Below are 18,128 nucleotides of genomic sequence, written 5' to 3' on the forward strand. Positions count from 1 at the left end.
ATCACAGTATCTATGAGTGGTAATAGATAAATGAGCTTAAAAATAAAATACCACTAAAATATTTAAAAACAATGTAATTTATTTAAATTTAAAAATACCAATAAAATACAATAGTTTATATTCTTTAATTGGTAAAATATCACCATTTTAAAGCCTTTATTTTTTAATAAAACCTATTAATTATTGAGTAAATTAAATTAATACCTCTATATTATTTAATAAAGACAATTAAATAATATAGAGGTATTAATTTGGTGAATATTTTCTTAGCTAAGATCAGTAATCTTTTATAAGTAATAAAAAACCCACTTAATGACGAGTGGGTTCAATTAAAATTTAATATTACTCGACTGCCTTAGACACAAGCTCTTACGCTTTTATTTCATTCGAGTTAGTCTTAAATTAAAGTCAGATGGAAGTAAAATTCGATATTCTATCTCCGAGCCTGGTTTAACTTCAGTTTCTTGAGAAGTGGCAATATTTGGGCACATTCCACCGCCTGTTTCCAATCTAAAAATATAGTATTTGGGCTCAAGATAAATCGTAGCTATTTCATTTGAACGAATCGAGAATACTTTTTCGTTATTAACATACATATCATGACTACAACCAGATCCTAAAAAACCTTTATCTCTTAAAAAAGTAACTTTTGCTTGTTCAGGAGTGTGTTTCTTTAAATAGTTCTGATTGTATATTCTCTCATTAGGTACTGGCTTGGCTGTATTTGAAGCAACTGGAGCTGTTGAACACCCAATTAAGCTGAGAACTAGTCCTAAAAAAATAATGTTTTTCATGAAATTATCCCTTTTAATAATGAGTAAAATTTAACAGTTCAGAAAACGAAAAACCACCCAAAGGTTGCTTTAAACTTAATGAAATTTTAGTAGTGAGAATAAAAACTTAGTTAGTGTTAAATTAAAGTTAAATACTGTACTGAATTGAAACAGTTTTACCTAAAAATTTAGAATTAGGATTTGGTGATTGTATTCCTACACCATTAAAGCCAATATTTTTAAGAACATTTTCAGCAATTAAATTAAGATATCTATAATTTGTGCCGTTGATGATATGCCCCATTTTTTTACTAACCTGATTAGAGTAAAGTCCAACTCTAAATTTGCCATCTATTGGCATAGAAACAGAGATTGCTTTTTGATCAATTTCTTTGGCAATAACCACTCCTGAAGTATCTCTTTTTGACTTCTAGCCAGCGTTTACTGCACATGCTGAAATAGCGATAATGCCATAAAGGGATATAATCTGTACTTATCAACTTAACTCCTAAATTGCTCACACTAAAAAAACCACCGAAGTGGGTTTGAACTTATATCTATAAATTAATATTACAATTTGAATGCCCTCATACATTTTGGTTCCGTATCCACCTGGCTCGAAACTTTAATATTTAATCGATATCCATATTCCGGAAACAAAACTAAAAATTAGATAAATAAATGCAGCAATAATTACGGAAATAAAGACTATGATAATCCCGTCAGAAATATGATCTCCATTGGTATCATTCTCAGGATTTTCCTTGGGATTAATTATGATTGGAGTATTTAAAGATTTTTTCGCCTCATAGAATCCCCATCCTATACCCAGCAAAACAATTAGTATCGCGAAACCCACTCCAAGATCATAAATAACCTCTTCAGCAGCATATTTATCATTTGAAGCTGAAACACATTTATCAAAATATTTTTTTTCAGGTTCAGAAAGTGTAGAGATTGCTTTTTGATCTTTAAACAGATCTTTAAAATGGATATTGCATGTCTCAATAAATTCTTCTTTATCGTCAGTTCCATCTCCCTCGTAATTGCTTGGACGGGAAATATATATTGAACTATGTGTAGTTGTAGCCATCTAATTACAGTAATTTATATATAAATTGATATTTTAATTGATAGTGAAAACTATTCAATTTATACCTTCCTCAATTGGCATTTCCAAATAGTAGAGGCAGGATCCTGCTGAATATGAATGACCCGAAAAGAACCTAAGGAAGTTATCCACTCATCATCAAGTTTTGGAATTATAGTCAATTTATTCTGCAACACAGTTACCTTTTTATCTGTGGCCAAGCTCCAAAGGGTTTAGATTTTATATTGATTGTATGAGCAAAATAGAATTAAACAATCTGAGTAATTTTCTTTAACTCCATTTTTAGAGTTTTCATTTGTTTTTTCTGGTCGTTCTTCATCCAGCCCTTTAATACGTAGAAGAATCCATATAACTTAAATAGCCCTTTTCAAAGGGCTATTTAAGTAGAAAAAACTACTCTAATCCATATCCTATCGTTGATTAAATCTGATATTGATCAGCTTTAAGATTTGGTTGATCTACAAGCAGTTCAATAAAAGGTGGAATTGAGGTAGTGTTAAGCAAATACGGGTTAAACTCATCGACATGATGATGAAAAAAGAAATCTTTTATTTTGGTATTTATAGGCGCAAATTTCATACTCCAATGCTTAAATAACCGCTGCTCGGATGGTTCCGAAAAGATAATTTCACAGTTCTGATGCCGCGAATCTTTCAAAATTGAATTATAAAACAGTGATTCAACCTGTTCTTTCTCACCCTCTAAATACTGCAAGAAATACCCATTACCATAGTAAAGTACTCCCGTAATATCATTATAAGAGTTGAATTTGACTGCTTCTGTGAGGATATCAATTAAATCTTGTTTTACTTGACTATGTTCACTATTGGTTTTACTTGCATACATAAAGCCTATTAAACTCATAGCGATAACTCGAAGATATATGTCAGTTGGACATTTTGACAGCTACACACCACCCTTACAACCTGACCTATTTAAAACCTTGTATTTCAAGAGTAAAGATTATTATCGTTTTGAAAATGACAAACTTTAACAACCAGAAATCTTTTGTAAATTAATATCAACTTAACAAACTAACTAGAAAATATTAATTTCAGTAAAATCAAGAATTGTCTTTAATTTGTGGATGTCTAATGGAGAACCATGAAATTATTCTTCAAGACGAACATCATAAACAACTTAAGATTGTCAAAGTTCAGGATGTACGTTTTGATGTAAATACCCTTAACAATAGTTATCAATGGTTATGGGTATTTGATCATAGCTCAGAGTTTTTCCCATTTGAATTATGGGATCAGCTCGACAATGCAACTGTTCATCAAAAGATAAAGCTAGATAATCAAGTTTTTAAAATTATCAAGATTTTGACAAAGAAAACTAAAGTCATGCCGTCATAACATATAGCTGTACAGATACGATGGAAGCTAAGAAAAGGATAATTCTTCAAGGTTTTTGAATCATTATATGAAAATACCACTCTTATTATATTTAATGACTATTAGCCTTACATCTTGTATGTTAAAGCCTACTATAGCTACTAATGAAGATATCTTTATTCAACCTGTACTTATCACAAGCAATGTGAGAAGTAATATTTCAATGATGGCTTCAGCACAAGGAAAGCTCATAGTAGATAAAAATGGATGTATCAGACTTGAAGATCAAACGGCTCCACTAATTATTTAGCCCTATGGCAGCAAATTAGAAAACTTAGAAAACTTAGAAAACTTAGAAAACTTAGAAAATGGTAAATTTAAAATTACGAATGGTTTTACAAATCAATCTGCTGTAATTCGTGAACAGATATCACTAGGTGGTGGGTTATATGAGGTGAAATCTACTCAAGTTACTCCTTCTATTCCTAATAGCTTGCGCAGATTATGGTTATTGGTTAGCTGGCGCTATGGAAGTAAATTAAGCTCTTATTTGGCTTAATATCATCGTAAAATTAAGTCTTGGATATTATTGTGAGAAATTTGTTATTTGATAGAATCTTCTTAAAATTTTGAAAAGAGTTGAAAAATGATAAAAAAGACAATTTTAATTATTATTCTTTCCTTAATATCTTATAAATTTACCCATGCAGAACAAATTATTTACATACCTAAAAATGATTTGAATTGGCAGGGTTTTGATTTTCATTACGTATTCTTTTCGGATGGTGAAAAAGCATCTAGAGAAATTTTTGACCAAAGAATGAAAAAACAGGTTGATATCTTTAAAGCTCACCATGAACCAAGAATTAAATTTGCAAAGAATTTACAAGATAAACTTCAAGCAGAATGTGATTATGTTGCAGATGCTCAAAAACTTCTGGCAGTGTATATGCAGTACTATCCAAAGCTTTTACAACAGAAAGATGCGAAACCAATTTTCTTTCAATTTCAGGAATATTTAGATCATTTCAAAACCAATAATTCAAAATGTGAAACTTAAAGACGATTAAGTATTCTTTATTACATATTAATATCTTTTAGGTGCAATCATTAAGTGCTTGCTTTATTTTTCGTTTACTGTTCTATAGATTAGCAACCATTAAAAAAAGTAAAACTTGAAACTAACCCTAAAAAATAATTTTTTCATGAAATTATCTACGCTAACAATAAAAATGAACTGACGTGATTCTTATGCCATCTTTACTTTCCTCCAGACAATAAAAAACGACTACTGGTTTATGAAGATGGTTATCTATAATTCTTTGACACACTTTAATGAAGCTGCCTTTAAGTCATTATCAGCTTTGTAGATCATATTTGAACTAGAGGCACTTAAAATTGTTCTAGCTTCAATTATATCTTTGTTAAGAGTCTTAACGTCTAGAATCATACCATTTTCAATGTAAATCATATTATTTGCATACTTAACTTTGTTGAATACAACATGGCCACTAGTATCATCACAAAGTATTCCATTGCCATCAGCTTCTAGTTTTATGGTTGATATGCTTGGGCCGATTGAAATCGTCCATATACCTGATATTGAAGGTGTTGAAGGCTGCTCTTCGTTAAATTTATTATTAACCATTTGAGCAGTTGGGCTTACACACCCACTTAATAAAAAAAATAAGCTTAATGCAATGATCTTTTGCATGATAATTATCCATTTTAATTATGAATAAAATTTAACAGTTCAGAAAATGAAAAACCACCCGAAGGTAGTTTAAGTAATGTATTTAATATTTATTAATCTTACATTTCAGTTTTTAATGTAGGTACTAGCGGTGAAAGTTCGGTTTTATGTTTTATGAGTTAATCTGTATCATTGTTCTCTACATCTTTTTCATAATTTTTTTCAAAAAACATCTTATTAGACAAATTTTCGTATAAATTACAGCACTAGGCTGGAACTGTAATCTAAAGGAACGAAATGACGCTTAAACAACTAAAAGCTTTTTTGGCCCTTGCTCGTACCCTCAACTATGCCAATGCCTCTTTAGATTTACATCTTAGCCAGTCCGCTTTAAGTCTCACTATCAAAAGTCTAGAAGAAGAATTAGGTGGGAAACTATTTAACCGTAATACACGCCGTGTTGAACTTACTCAGGAAGGTAAATCACTTATTCCCTATGCAAAAAAATTAATTGCCAATTGGGATGAAATGGAAAATGATGTTAAACAAAGGTTTAAGCTTAATCGTGGAACCTTAAGTATTGCCTCTATGCCATTTGTGACTCATGCAATTTTGCCTAAAGTCATTCATGAGTTTTTGAGCCTCCACCCAAACCTTAACTTTTCAATTCATGATATTCCTAATGAAACCATCATCGAAAAAGTACAGGATGGTATTTTTGAGCTTGGCCTATGTTTTGAGCCAGATCTCACTGAAGGTTTAGAGTTTAAACCGCTTTTTGAAGAAGATTTTTTAGCTCTATTACCAAAGACTCATCCCCTTGCACAGGCTTCGTCAATTACATGGCAGCAGCTTTGTTCTAACCCATTTGTGACTTTGCAAAAACCTTCGATTGTTCGTTATTTGGTTGAGCAAAATTGTTTACGAAATAATATAACTCTTGATTTGAAAGTTGAATGTCATCAAATTTCATCACTTTCAAGTTTTGTTGCTTATGGAATTGGGGTAAGTGCAATTCCAAGACATTTTGCGTCTCACATTGATAAAGAACATAATGTTTTAATTGAGCTAAAAGACGAAGCTATTCATAAAACAGTTGGAATTGTCTATAAAAAGAACTTTGAAATTTCAAATATTTCAGCTCAATTTATTGAGGCATTGCTTCAATATAAATTTTAAAAAATTAAATACTGTATTTTAGGATGAGCTAAGCTTACGGCTAAGGTAAATTTCTTAATCATTATAAATTTCAATGCTATGAAATGATTTTTTTTAAGATTTTGTGCTTTTGTACTTCTTATCTTTTGTTGTTAATTTGATGCGATTCATTGATTATACTTATTAATCCTTTTAAAAAATTAACTTCTATAACATAAAACTAGATGCTAAAACTAAAACCACTAAGGGATATAGGAAAACAATAGAATGAATAAAGTTTATGCCAATGCAGAGGCAGCACTGAAAGATGTTATTGCAGATAATCAAACACTTGCCGTTGGTGGTTTTGGTTTATGCGGAATTCCTGAAAAACTGATTGTTGCAGTTAAACAAAGTGGTGTAACTGGTCTCACTTGTATTTCTAATAACGCAGGTATAGATGACTTTGGCTTAGGTATTTTGCTTCAAACCAAACAGATTAAAAAAATGATCTCTTCTTATGTTGGAGAAAACAAAGAATTTGAGCGTCAGTATTTAAATGGTGAACTTGATGTAGAACTCACCCCACAAGGTACTTTAGCTGAAAAGTTACGTGCTGGTGGTGCTGGAATTCCCGCGTTTTATACTCAAACTGGCGTAGGTACACTGATTGCTGAAGGTAAAGAAGAACGTACCTTTAAAGGCAAAAACTACATTTTAGAAGAATCTTTAACAGCCGATGTAGCACTTGTTAAAGCATATAAAGCCGATAAAGCGGGTAATTTAGTTTTCCGTAAAACTGCTCAGAACTTTAACCCTGAATGTGCAATGGCTGGAAAAATTACAATTGCTGAAGTTGAACAGGTTGTTGAAATTGGTGAATTGGATCCAGATGAAATCCATTTAGCGGGTATCTATGTAAATCGCATTGTACTTAATGCATCACCTGAAAAACGCATTGAGCATAAAACTTTAAGCACGGAGGCAGTATAAAATGGCTTGGTCACGCAATGAAATGGCACAACGTGCTGCAAAAGAACTTGAAGATGGTTTTTATGTCAATTTGGGTATTGGCTTACCTACCCTAGTTGCCAACTATATTCCTGAAAATATTAATGTTTGGCTTCAGTCTGAGAACGGTTTATTGGGTATTGGCGAGTTTCCAACTGAAGAAACTGTTGATGCCGATTTAATTAATGCAGGCAAACAAACAGTTACTGCTCGCCCTGGCGCTGCTTTTTTCTCAAGTTCAGCGTCATTTGCCATGATCCGTGGCGGCCACGTAAACATTGCAATTTTAGGTGCAATGGAAGTTTCCGAAAATGGTGACTTGGCTAACTGGATGATCCCAGGCAAGAAAGTAAAAGGGATGGGCGGCGCAATGGACTTGGTTGTTGGTGTTCAAAAAGTTGTAGTTCTTATGGAACATTGTGCAAAAGACGGTACGCCAAAAATTGTGAAAAACTGTAGTTTACCTTTAACCGGTAAAGGCGTGGTTCACCGCGTAATTACTGACTTAGGTGTAATGGACATTACCCCACAAGGTGTTGAACTGATTGAACTTGCTAAAGATGTCACTCTAGAACAGATTCAAGCTGTTACAGGCGTCGAATTCTATAAAACCTTAGTTGCTTAAATTTTAATTTTTAATTAGCCAAACAAGACTTAAGTTAGAAAGTGAGCTTAAGTCTTAGCCTCTTTAAGCACCGGATGTGCTGTCAACGAATAAGAATGAGAAGGATTTTTTCAGCTATGGAAAAACAGCAAGGAATTTTTGAAAGATTTGCCCTTCGGATTAGTGACTGGTCTGAAAAGTGGTTTCCAGATTCATATATTTTTGCTCTACTCGGCGTCATTATTGTTTCTATTGCCGCTTTGGGTATTGGTGCTCCAATCCAAGATGTAGCGACGTCATTTGGTAATGGTTTTTGGAGTCTTATTCCATTTACTTTGCAAATGACCATGCTAATTATTGTGGGTTATGTCGTTTCCGTATCTAAGCCCGTAAAATTCCTGATTCAAAAAATGGCGCGTATTCCAAATTCTGGACGTGGTGCTATTGTTTTGGTTGCGACCGTCAGCTTGTTAATTTCGCTGGTCAATTGGGCGGTAAGTACCATCCTTACTGCACTTTTGGTGATCGCATTGGCAAAACGTAAAGAACTCAATATGGATTATCGTGCTGCTGCCGCCGCTGCGATTATTGGTATGGGTGCAACTTGGGCGTTGGGAATTAGTTCGTCAGCAGCACAGCTTCAAGCGAATAAAAGCAGTTTGCCTGAGTCGATTTATAATTTGACCGGTGTTATTCCATTTACAGAAACAATCTTTCTTTGGCAATCAATTGCGATGACCATTATTTTGGTGATTGTTTCAATCGCAATCGCGTATTGGTCAGCTCCCAAAGGTGATAACGTTAAAACGATTGATAGTTTTAATGTGCAATTTGAAGAAGAAAAGCCACATGAAGAGAAATCTACCCGTCCGGGTGATTGGTTAGAAAACTCGCCTATTTTAACGATTATTGTGGTGGCTTTAGGTTTAATCTGGATGTTTTTTGAATTTTCAAAAAGTAATCCTATCATTGCCATTTCAAGCCTAAACACCTACAACTTTGTCTTTTTAATGCTAGGTCTAGCATTACATGGAACGCCACGAAACTTTTTAAATGCTGTTGCAAAGGCAGTTCCAGCTGTATCAGGCATTTTAATCCAGTTCCCGTTGTACGGAAGTATCGCGTTTATTATGACGCAAGCTTTAAACAGTCAAGATTTATCGTTGTCGCATTATGTTGCCGAATTTTTCGTCTCTATCGCTTCAAAAGAAACTTTTGCAATTGTGATGGGAATTTACTCTGCCATACTCGGGTTCTTTGTACCTTCTGGCGGTGGAAAATGGATCATTGAAGCCCCATATGTCATGCAAGCGGCAAATGATTTAAAAGTTCATTTGGGCTGGTCAGTACAAATTTATAACGCAGCTGAAGCTTTACCAAATTTAATCAATCCATTCTTCATGCTTCCAATGTTGGGTATTTTGAAACTAAAAGCAAAAGATGTGATTGGTTTTACAGTCACTCAGCTCGTCGTGCATTTTCCTTTAGTTTTATTTTTATTGTGGTTTTTTGGAAGAACGCTTAGTTACACCCCACCTACTTTTTAATTTACTGGCGCCTTTAGTTTCGGCTAGAGGCAAATTTAGCAAATACACCAATAAGAGATATTAAGATGAGTTCAATTGTTATAGTTTCAGGTAGTCGTACTGCAATGGGCGGTTTTCAGGGCAGTTTATCCTCTTTAACAGCTCCAGAGCTTGGTGCAGCAGTAATTCGTGAATCGATTAAACGTGCAGGTGTTGCACCAGACCAAGTAGATGAAGTTATTTTTGGTTGCGTACTGAGCGCAGGTATAGGCCAAGGACCAGCTCGTCAGGCTATGCGTAAAGCAGGTGTGCCCGATCATGTAGGTGCAGTCACCATTAATAAACTGTGTGGCTCTGCCATGAAAGCGGTATTAATGGCATCAGATACCTTAAAAGCTGGTAGTGCTAACATTATTGTTGCGGGTGGTATGGAATCTATGACCAATGCGCCTTATATTTTGCCCAAAGCTCGCGGTGGTTACCGTATGGGACATGGCGAAATTAAAGACCACATGTTTTTAGATGGTCTTGAAGATGCTGAAACTGGCCGATTAATGGGTTCTTTTGCTCAGGACATGGCAAACACCAAAGGCTTTACACGTGAGCAAATGGATAATTTCGCGATTTCTTCACTTAAAAAAGCGCAAACTGCGATTACAGAAGGTTACTTCAAGGAAGAAATTGTTCCTGTTGAAGTAAAAACACGTAAAGGTGTTGAAGTTGTTGATCAAGATGAACAACCATTAAAAGCGAATCTTGAGAAAATCCCAACTTTACGCCCTGCTTTTAGTAAAGACGGTACAATTACAGCGGCTAACTCAAGCTCAATTTCTGATGGTGCTGCTGCATTAGTACTCACCACTGAAGAATATGCTCAGTCTCATGGTTTAAATACTTTAGCAAAAATTGTGGCGACTTCTAGTCATTCACAGCATCCAAGCGAGTTTACAATTGCTCCAATTAGCGCAATTCAAAAAGTACTTGAGCGTGCTGGTTGGTCTGTTGACGAGGTAGATGCTTGGGAAATTAATGAAGCTTTTGCAATGGTCGCAATGGCGCCAATTCATGAGCTAGGCATTGATGAAGCAAAAGTCAACGTACATGGCGGTGCGTGTGCTTTAGGACATCCAATTGGCGCAACGGGTTCAAGAATTATCCTTTCTCTGATCTATGCTTTAAAACGCCTAGGTAAAAAGAAAGGTGTTGCTGCACTATGTATTGGTGGCGGTGAAGCTACAGCGGTCGCAATTGAAATCTAAAAATCAAACCACACAGAAGAAGATGTAGGGGTTTTTCTTACATCTTCTTTTAGACTTTAAAAAGTTCATAACAGGTTTGGCGGAACCATTTATGGCTACTTTTATGATGACAAGACATATGCCAATGTTGTTTAACATCATAAGTTGGGAAGTCGAGAGGTGCTGGTAAAATCTGTAAATTTTCTCTGACCAATAAGACTTGGCTCAAATAATACGGTACGGTTGCAATCGCATCTGTTTCTTGAACGACTAAACCAACGCCTAGATAACTTGGTAAGCGAATTAAGATATTCCTATCTAATCCTTTGTTCTGTAATTCATTTTTAATGTGGTAGTGACCGATTCCTGCATCAATATCGATATGATATTCGCGCATATAATCATCTAAAGTAAAATTATTTGGGTCTAAACGAGGATGGCTCTTAGAGCTAATCACCACATAATGTTGTTTGAAAAACTTCTGTTGATAAAAGCCTTCTTCTAATTGAGGTAAAAAGCCAATTGCAAGGTCAATTTCACCATTTGCCATTTGATAACTGGTTTCTGGAGTAATTGGCCGAATATTCAAACGAATTAAAGGAGCTTTCTCTTTTAAATAGTTTGTTAATTGCGGCAATAAGACCAGATGAGATACATCTGTCATCGCAATTGTAAAAAGTTGATCCGAAGTAAGTGGGTCAAAGTTCACACTAAAGTTGTTAATACTTTCAACTTTATCAATCACTTCACTAATGAGTGGAAAGATTTCTTTAGCTAATTCGGTTGGAATCATTTCATTCCCAACACGAATAAAAAGCGGGTCATTAAAATGCTGACGGATTTTATTCAGTCCATTACTAACACTCGGTTGGGTAAGACCAATAGCATCAGCAGCCATTGAAACGCTTTTAAACCGATAAATATGATAAAAAATATTTAGTAATCTACTATCTAGATCAAACAAAATTGTCTCCGTCTGGATCAAATAATCCATTCAAAAGGAATGAAAGCAGGTACAGCATATATAAAAATGCTCACTAGATTTCTGAATTATTGATATATGGTCTAAATTAACAAAGAATCTAGACCATGAGCAATGCTTTATAAAGCCTTTCGTCATAAAGACAAAGGGATGGGCACTTTAATTGATTACTTTGTATGTAAATATGTTGAATACAATACATATCCTTATAAGTTTTTATAAATTTTAATCAGGCTGAGTTTGGAAGCCCTTCCAGATTTGCTGGACTGCTTTGTTATCACTCAAATTATTTTTAAAAATGTAAATATCTTGAGGAAGACAATATTCATGATGATCCAACATGACCAGTTTTCCGTTAGCAAGATCTTCCTCTACATTAATTTTTGGAATCCATGCCACCCCTAGGCCTTGTAATACGAGCTCTTTCAAATTCGTTGCATTATCAGTCTCGTATAAGGTTTTATAATTCAACTTGCCTTCGATCAGTTGATCTACCAATTTTCGTAAATAAGCGTGTTTACTATAAGCAAGCAAAGAAAAATTAGTTTGAATTGTATGCTTAGGCGTATGATCCACTTCGGTAGCTGAGACAGGAACAATCTCTGTTTCAGCAATCTTGATCCCGCTTAAAATATCATCACCAACACGATTAATATTAGATCGATCTGCATAACAAATCATAAAATCGCAGGCACCTTCTTTTAAAAGAGATAAGCCCTCACCACTGTTCGTTGCGACAATTTCGATTTTTAAATCACGCATAAACGTTGGGAATTTTTTTAAAAAAGTCGTTAAAAAACCAGATGCTAATGAGTGAACAACACAGAAACGAATCGTAGATTCGGTTTCATTTTTGATGTTTTTAATCAGCTTGGCTGTTTCTTCTACCTGCTTCTCAATATTTTTAGACATGACCAGCATAATTCGGCCGATGTCTGTAAACTCAATATTATTTTTATTATTTCTAATAATAACTTCAGCTCCAATCATCTCTTCTATTTGCTGAATTCTACGCGTAAAAGCAGATTGGCTAATAAATCGTTTTTCGGCTGCTTTTGAAATAGAACGCTCTCGTTCAAGTGTCAAAAGGTCTTCTACCCAACGTACTTCTAAGTTCATTTTTGCATTCCCTTTTTATAGTTATGTCCTTAATTTGTTTGCTTGGGAAGCTGAATAAATAGCTGAATAGATGAATGAAAAATATAAAACATGGGAGTACCTGCAAAAATGCGATGGAAGGATGGCAAAGCCAAACGATAAAAGTAAGTATTTAATAATTCTGACATAGAAAAGAGTGTAAGAGAATAAAAGACTTTCATTTAGCGCAACAACTCATACAAATATAAAATTATTATTCTAAAAATTATTTTAAATCAAAAAGTAAGGTTGATATAAATCAAGTAAATAACCATTTAAGCTTTAATAAAAACCAAAAATACCCTCATCGTTTTATCAAGTCTTAATTTTTATAAAAAAAGTCCGCACCTTGGGGAAGAATACGGACTGTAAAACTAAAATTTTGCTAATTTGATTATTTCAGGATTTAAGCTTTCTGACCTAATCAACTAGTTCAAATCAGAAGATATATTTGCAGTATAGTTCAACTAAATAAACCTGACTATTCTACTAAAGTATCTATCCGAGATTGGCCTGAAAATTTTTTTAATATTCACCAATCAGATAATATAGCTTTCTTGAAATTTCAACCATCATATTCGCTGTATATTGAGTAATTTCAAAAACTTGCTTTTTCTGCGGATTGAATACCATATTATCTTTTTCATCACTAAAAAAGATATAAGTGGTGTATTTATCCATGTGATGGATATGCTCTTTTAAGCTTACTTTTTCCCCAGAATTGGGATCATAGGCGATAAACTTCATTCTCATGAATTTTGTCTCTATACATACAGTCTTTTATCAAAATTTTAAGAAAATTTAGATAAAACAATATTTTGATGGTTAATATAAAATAGTTAGGCTGAATAACCGTGGCTATTTATAAGATATTGGTACAATACTATTGGCTTTGTTTACTGAACTTTCAGCAGAAGCAATCGATTGCTCCGCGTCTTTAAGTAAACGGGAAGTTTTAGACTCACTTTTCTCTTCACCATGAAAAAGTACATAGTATGTAAAACTACCCAAAATGATTAATGCGGCTGTGACTTTTAACATAAACTTAAAAACTAAGATTTTTTCGTATTATAGTGTCTTTTATGTGAAATGCATCACATTTTTATATAAATTTGTTAGATAAGCTACACTTCTGATTTAATTACCCTCATTAAATTAGTTGATATTTCACTTAAATTAACAAGTCTAAAATTTTGTATGCAGCTCTTTTTCAAATTACATCTTCATTTAGTTCATCATAGAACTTTTTATTTTTAATTTATCTAAAAAGTAAACCATTAATTTATAAAATAAAATTTAGATGTAATGTGTGAAGGAAAAAGTTTTTCTATTTTTAGGTTTAGAAAAGGAAAAAACTGATATGCAAAAAATGCATAATTAACTTGATAAATGCATTAGAAGTGAAGCATTTCGAAATCTAATATGAATTATCTACTCTACTAATTCGAAGTTTAATGATGAACGCTGAAATTACCACCCGTATTGAGAAGGATCTTATTGGTTATAGAGAAATCAATAATAATGATTATTACGGAGTTCAAACATTACGTGCTCTAGAAAACTTTAACTTAACACAAAGCAAAGTGGGAAATTTCCCTCATTTAATTAAAGCATTAGCAATGGTAAAACTTGCTTGTGCTGAAGCAAACTATAATCTTAAAAGCTTAGATCAAACTAAATTTGAAGCGATTGAATACAGCTGTAATCAACTTATTCGCGGTAATTTTTATGACCAGTTCCCGATTGATATGATGCAAGGTGGTGCTGGTACTTCAACCAATATGAATGCAAATGAAGTATTGGCGAATGTTGCTTTAGAATATATGGGACATTCTAAAGGTCAATATCAATATCTACATCCAAATAACGACATTAACATGTCACAGTCAACAAATGACGTGTACCCTACTGCGATTCGCTTAGGTTTGTTATTAAGCTTAGATGAACTAAATCTTCCTTTTAATAACTTAATTTTAAGTTTCCGTAATAAATCTCAAGAGTTTGCTCACATCTTAAAAATGGGTCGTACTCAGTTACAAGATGCTGTACCTATGACATTAGGTCAAGAGTTTGGTGCTTTTGCAGTAACTCTACAAAAAGATCTTGAACAGATTAATACGCTCATTCCAAATGTTCTAGCTTATATGAACCTTGGTGGTACCGCGATTGGTACGGGAATTACCACTGAATATAGTTACCGTGAACTTGCGATTCAAGCGCTTGGAAAAATTTCTGGTAAGAAAATTAAGTCTGCTCCTGACTTAATCGAAGCAACTTCAGATATGGGTGACTTTGTTCTTTTATCTGGTTTATTAAAGCGTACCGCAACTAAACTTTCAAAAATTGCCAATGACTTGCGTTTACTTTCAAGTGGTCCACGTACTGGTATTAATGAGATTAACTTAGAAGCACGTCAACCAGGTAGTTCGATCATGCCAGGTAAAGTAAACCCAGTTATTCCTGAAGCGATGAACCTTGCTTGCTTCCAAATTATTGCAAATGATTTAGCTGTAACTTTAGCTGCTGAAGCTGGTCAATTACAGTTAAATGCAATGGAACCACTTATTGCATTCAAACTATTTGAATCTATGGATTTACTTGGTAACGCGATGGCAATGTTCCAAAGTAAATGTATTGATACGATTACGGCGAACCCTGAGCATTGTAAAGCTTTGGTTGAAAACTCAATTGGTATTGTGACTGCACTTAACCCATATTTAGGTTATGAAACTACAACTCGTATTGCTAAAACTGCAAATGAAACTGGACAAAGTGTATTAGCACTCGTTCAGAACGAAGGTTTATTATCAGCACAAGTGCTTGATGATATCTTGTCGATTAATAATATGGTTAAACCAAAAATGTCGGCTTAATTCCTGAAAATAAAAAAGGAGCTTTTATAAGCTCCTTTTTTATTTGTTCTATATTTTAAAAACTGAAAGTTGTAGAGAACTGGGCTGTACGTGGATTACCTAAGAATAAATAGTCATCCCCCATAAATGCCCCTACATCACGCCAATATTTCTTATTAAATAAGTTATCAATATTGAATCTGAAGGTCGTGTCATGCCCAGCAAAATTTGTTTTATAGGCAGCACCAATATTAAAGACGCTATAACCACCTACTTTTGCCGTTCCCTCTTTGTTTGCATATTTACTGCTACTGTATTGCATACCACTGAGTAATCTTAACCCTTCAACTGAAGGTACTTTATAAGATAACTGCGCAGTTGCGCGGACTTTCGGCACATTTTGAGTTTGATGACCTTTGTAGCTGTCACTCTCAATATCAACAAGACGTGATTTGGTATAGGTAACGCCAGAGCTTACGTCAACTGAATCGGTTAAAGCACCAGTTAAACCTAACTCAATACCTTGATTGTGCTGTTCACCTTGCTCAACAAATTCTAATTCTCCTGCAGAATTTGTAGTCGTATATTGATTGTCTTGTTTTAAATCAAAAATAGCTGCTGTTACTAAGAAGTTGCGTATTTGTTGCTTAATACCAAGTTCATATTGTTCAGAATTTCTAGGTGAGAGTACTTGATAAGCATTCGCGTCGGCATACCATGGAGCCTCTGCACCATCCGATAATCCTTTGGCGTATGAAGCATAAAGATTAGTCGTAGCAGTTGGGCTATACATGAGGGCTAATTGCGGTAAGAACTTATTTAAATCTGTATCTCGGCTTTGCTGACCATCTGCCTTATAGGCTTGCTCATCAAGGTGAATAAGTTTTCCACCCAATAAAGTTGACCACTGTTCGTTAAATTGAACTCGGTCAGATAGGGTGAAAGCAGTCTGATCGCTTTCTAAGGCTTTGTAACGATCACCTGGACTTTCCAATGAAGGATTGTAGTCGACCGTATCTTCATAAATATTGCCTGTTCCTACAGCTACATTCAGAGGTGTATGGTGCTTTAAGCTTTTATAAGTACGTTGTAATTCGAAAGCTACTTGATGCTGAATGTTGCCAGTGTTGAATTGTCCATTTAACCCAGCGGCAAACTGGTTGGTAATACGTGTGTCATCTGGGCTACGGAAATCGTAAATATCATAATTACCATGTTTATCAAAAGTATTGCCTAAACCAGTAACTTCACAATTATCGTTATAACATCCCCATGGGAAAGCGCTATTATCATCAATCACAACACGGCTTTGAGACGCACTTAAGCTACCATTCCATTGATCGTTAAATGCATATTGATATTTTAAACTCGCATTTACACTGTTATTTACAACCGGTTTACTCCAAGACTGATACCCTAATAAACGGTCTTGATCTACATTTGTTGGTACTTCTTGCCCATCAAGCAGTTGATAACCCGGTACTGAGCGTTGGCTTTGATGCTGTGCTTCAATGTCAAACAGTAATTTAGAGCGATCATTAATTTTCCAGTCTAAAGCAACTGAACCAAACTCACGCTTACCATTTGCATGATCGACATTTGGGTGAATACTTTCATGCGCTAAATTGACTCGATAGCCAAAATTATCATTTAAATAGCCGCCTACATCCGTTGCTAGTGTATAACCACCTTCTGAATTTGCATCGACCGTAATAGTTTTAACATCGGCAGGTCTTTTGGTTACATAGTTAACCACACCACCTGGTGTCGACATTCCACTTTGAATTGCAGAAATGCCTTTTAAAATCTCAACTTGCTCTTTATTTTCTAAAGCTACATTTTGCTCGCCACGTATGGTATGGCCGTTAATGAGATAACTAGAGCCTAAATCGAGGGAAAAACCACGTGCTACAAAGTTTGGATAGTAGCCAATAGCAGCGTAGCCATCTCCTAACGATGAATCATTTTTAATAACATCGGTCAGTGTTTTTGCATGTTGATCTGCTATGCGCTCAGAGGTAATGGTGGTAATAGATGCAGGAACTTTCTTTACATCGCCTGTTTGAAAACCAGATAAATTAACTTTTTTAGATGTATATAGCGCATTACTATTTTGTGTAGCGTTCACAGTAATGGTTGGGAGCTGCGAAACCTCCGCTTCATTTGCGTAGACTACAGATGTCATCAGTGCAATAGATGAAGCCAATGCTGTTTTAGAGCATGTTATGAAGTGAAGATTTAACGAACGTCTTTCCATTGAATAACTACCTGCCATACCGTGCATAATTTGAAGCGCTAGAAGTAACTGCTGAGCCTATTTTTAGCCACGCAAGAATACAGTGACAAATATCGAGAAACAACAAATTATATAATTTTTAGATCAAGTAAATTTTGTGTAATAAAGCGTCATCATTATATGAATATCGTTTATTTTCTATGAAATTAGGACTATAACTTTTTAAGTATTACCAAATAGTCAAAATAAAACTAAGCTCAGAAATAGGTCTAGACCAAGGAGGAATACAATAACGAATATGGTTAATAAATTAGATGTTTGATTTTAAATAAAGTTTATGGTGCATTGATCAACTCACTAAATTAAGGAATTGTTCGATTATCGGTAAAAATTTCTTTAAATCGAACAAAAGATCATAGAATCACTAGAATGGAAATTTAAAATTATAAAAAATGAATGGAGAGGAATTCTAAGAAAGTACTCAGGATTGA

At 34.3% G+C, this 18,128-nt stretch carries 18 protein-coding genes and 1 pseudogene; 8 read left to right on the forward strand and 11 right to left on the reverse strand.

The window, feature by feature from the left end; translation table 11 throughout:
* Positions 1–377: 377 nt before the first annotated feature.
* The 5 genes and pseudogenes from I7H67_RS13180 to I7H67_RS13200 all read right to left on the reverse strand — a co-directional run bounded on the left by I7H67_RS13180 (position 378) and on the right by I7H67_RS13200 (position 2,748).
* Positions 378–794, reverse strand: a complete 417-nt coding sequence (locus I7H67_RS13180) for a hypothetical protein (RefSeq protein WP_151988127.1) — start codon at positions 792–794, stop codon at positions 378–380.
* A gap of 127 nt (positions 795–921) precedes the next feature.
* Positions 922–1,179, reverse strand: coding sequence for a hypothetical protein (locus I7H67_RS13185; RefSeq protein WP_227602585.1), 258 nt, complete (start codon positions 1,177–1,179; stop codon positions 922–924).
* Between the two features lie 219 nt (positions 1,180–1,398).
* Positions 1,399–1,752, reverse strand: a complete 354-nt coding sequence (locus I7H67_RS13190) for a hypothetical protein (protein WP_198308087.1) — start codon at positions 1,750–1,752, stop codon at positions 1,399–1,401.
* Positions 1,753–1,925: 173 nt separating this feature from the next.
* Positions 1,926–2,198 (reverse strand): annotated as a pseudogene (locus I7H67_RS13195) (glutamate 5-kinase); the annotation flags it as partial.
* Positions 2,199–2,304: 106 nt separating this feature from the next.
* Complete coding sequence (locus tag I7H67_RS13200; protein ID WP_198308052.1) at positions 2,305–2,748, reverse strand: BLUF domain-containing protein; 444 nt, start codon at positions 2,746–2,748, stop codon at positions 2,305–2,307.
* Positions 2,749–2,978: 230 nt separating this feature from the next.
* Here I7H67_RS13200 and I7H67_RS13205 point away from each other — a divergent pair, with 230 nt between their 5' ends.
* On the forward strand, positions 2,979–3,242 hold the full coding sequence (locus tag I7H67_RS13205; RefSeq protein WP_198308053.1) for a hypothetical protein: 264 nt from the start codon (positions 2,979–2,981) through the stop codon (positions 3,240–3,242).
* 625 nt (positions 3,243–3,867) lie between these two features.
* Positions 3,868–4,281, forward strand: coding sequence for a hypothetical protein (locus I7H67_RS13210; RefSeq protein ID WP_198308054.1), 414 nt, complete (start codon positions 3,868–3,870; stop codon positions 4,279–4,281).
* Positions 4,282–4,533: 252 nt separating this feature from the next.
* Here the strand turns inward: I7H67_RS13210 and I7H67_RS13215 are convergent, their stop codons facing one another.
* The gene (locus I7H67_RS13215) at positions 4,534–4,935 is read right to left on the reverse strand and encodes a J517_1871 family lipoprotein (RefSeq protein ID WP_198308055.1); all 402 of its coding nucleotides are present in this window, start codon (positions 4,933–4,935) and stop codon (positions 4,534–4,536) included.
* A 276-nt stretch (positions 4,936–5,211) separates the two neighbouring features.
* Here I7H67_RS13215 and I7H67_RS13220 point away from each other — a divergent pair, with 276 nt between their 5' ends.
* From I7H67_RS13220 to I7H67_RS13240, 5 genes are all read left to right on the forward strand, one after another.
* Positions 5,212–6,093: a LysR family transcriptional regulator gene (locus I7H67_RS13220; RefSeq protein WP_198308056.1), complete on the forward strand. Its 882-nt coding sequence runs from the start codon at positions 5,212–5,214 to the stop codon at positions 6,091–6,093.
* Between the two features lie 246 nt (positions 6,094–6,339).
* Entirely contained in the window at positions 6,340–7,044 is a 705-nt protein-coding gene (locus tag I7H67_RS13225; protein WP_005040846.1) for a CoA transferase subunit A, read from the forward strand.
* A gap of 1 nt (position 7,045) precedes the next feature.
* A complete protein-coding gene (locus tag I7H67_RS13230) occupies positions 7,046–7,687 on the forward strand; it encodes a 3-oxoacid CoA-transferase subunit B (protein WP_004642758.1) in 642 nt (213 codons plus the stop codon).
* Between the two features lie 116 nt (positions 7,688–7,803).
* Positions 7,804–9,213, forward strand: coding sequence for a short-chain fatty acid transporter (locus I7H67_RS13235; protein ID WP_198308057.1), 1,410 nt, complete (start codon positions 7,804–7,806; stop codon positions 9,211–9,213).
* A 65-nt stretch (positions 9,214–9,278) separates the two neighbouring features.
* A complete protein-coding gene (locus I7H67_RS13240) occupies positions 9,279–10,451 on the forward strand; it encodes a thiolase family protein (protein WP_132069951.1) in 1,173 nt (390 codons plus the stop codon).
* A gap of 49 nt (positions 10,452–10,500) precedes the next feature.
* Here the strand turns inward: I7H67_RS13240 and I7H67_RS13245 are convergent, their stop codons facing one another.
* The 4 genes from I7H67_RS13245 to I7H67_RS13260 all read right to left on the reverse strand — a co-directional run bounded on the left by I7H67_RS13245 (position 10,501) and on the right by I7H67_RS13260 (position 13,590).
* Positions 10,501–11,394: a LysR family transcriptional regulator gene (locus I7H67_RS13245; RefSeq protein WP_003651675.1), complete on the reverse strand. Its 894-nt coding sequence runs from the start codon at positions 11,392–11,394 to the stop codon at positions 10,501–10,503.
* Between the two features lie 243 nt (positions 11,395–11,637).
* Positions 11,638–12,531 (reverse strand): LysR substrate-binding domain-containing protein, encoded by an 894-nt coding sequence (locus I7H67_RS13250; protein ID WP_198308058.1) that lies wholly within the window; start codon positions 12,529–12,531, stop codon positions 11,638–11,640.
* A 543-nt stretch (positions 12,532–13,074) separates the two neighbouring features.
* Entirely contained in the window at positions 13,075–13,296 is a 222-nt protein-coding gene (locus tag I7H67_RS13255) for a hypothetical protein (RefSeq protein ID WP_080645707.1), read from the reverse strand.
* Between the two features lie 111 nt (positions 13,297–13,407).
* Complete coding sequence (locus I7H67_RS13260; protein WP_005305057.1) at positions 13,408–13,590, reverse strand: hypothetical protein; 183 nt, start codon at positions 13,588–13,590, stop codon at positions 13,408–13,410.
* A 413-nt stretch (positions 13,591–14,003) separates the two neighbouring features.
* Between I7H67_RS13260 and I7H67_RS13265 the strand changes: the two genes are divergently transcribed.
* On the forward strand, positions 14,004–15,422 hold the full coding sequence (locus I7H67_RS13265; RefSeq protein ID WP_198308059.1) for an aspartate ammonia-lyase: 1,419 nt from the start codon (positions 14,004–14,006) through the stop codon (positions 15,420–15,422).
* 55 nt (positions 15,423–15,477) lie between these two features.
* On the opposite strand, the gene I7H67_RS13270 is transcribed toward I7H67_RS13265, so the two are convergent.
* Positions 15,478–17,685 carry a TonB-dependent siderophore receptor gene (locus I7H67_RS13270; protein WP_198308060.1) on the reverse strand — a complete coding sequence of 736 codons (2,208 nt, stop codon included), beginning with the start codon at positions 17,683–17,685 and terminating at the stop codon, positions 15,478–15,480.
* Positions 17,686–18,128 lie beyond the last annotated feature (443 nt).

This window comes from Acinetobacter sp. ACIN00229 (assembly GCF_016106645.1).
Lineage (GTDB): Bacteria > Pseudomonadota > Gammaproteobacteria > Pseudomonadales > Moraxellaceae > Acinetobacter > Acinetobacter oleivorans.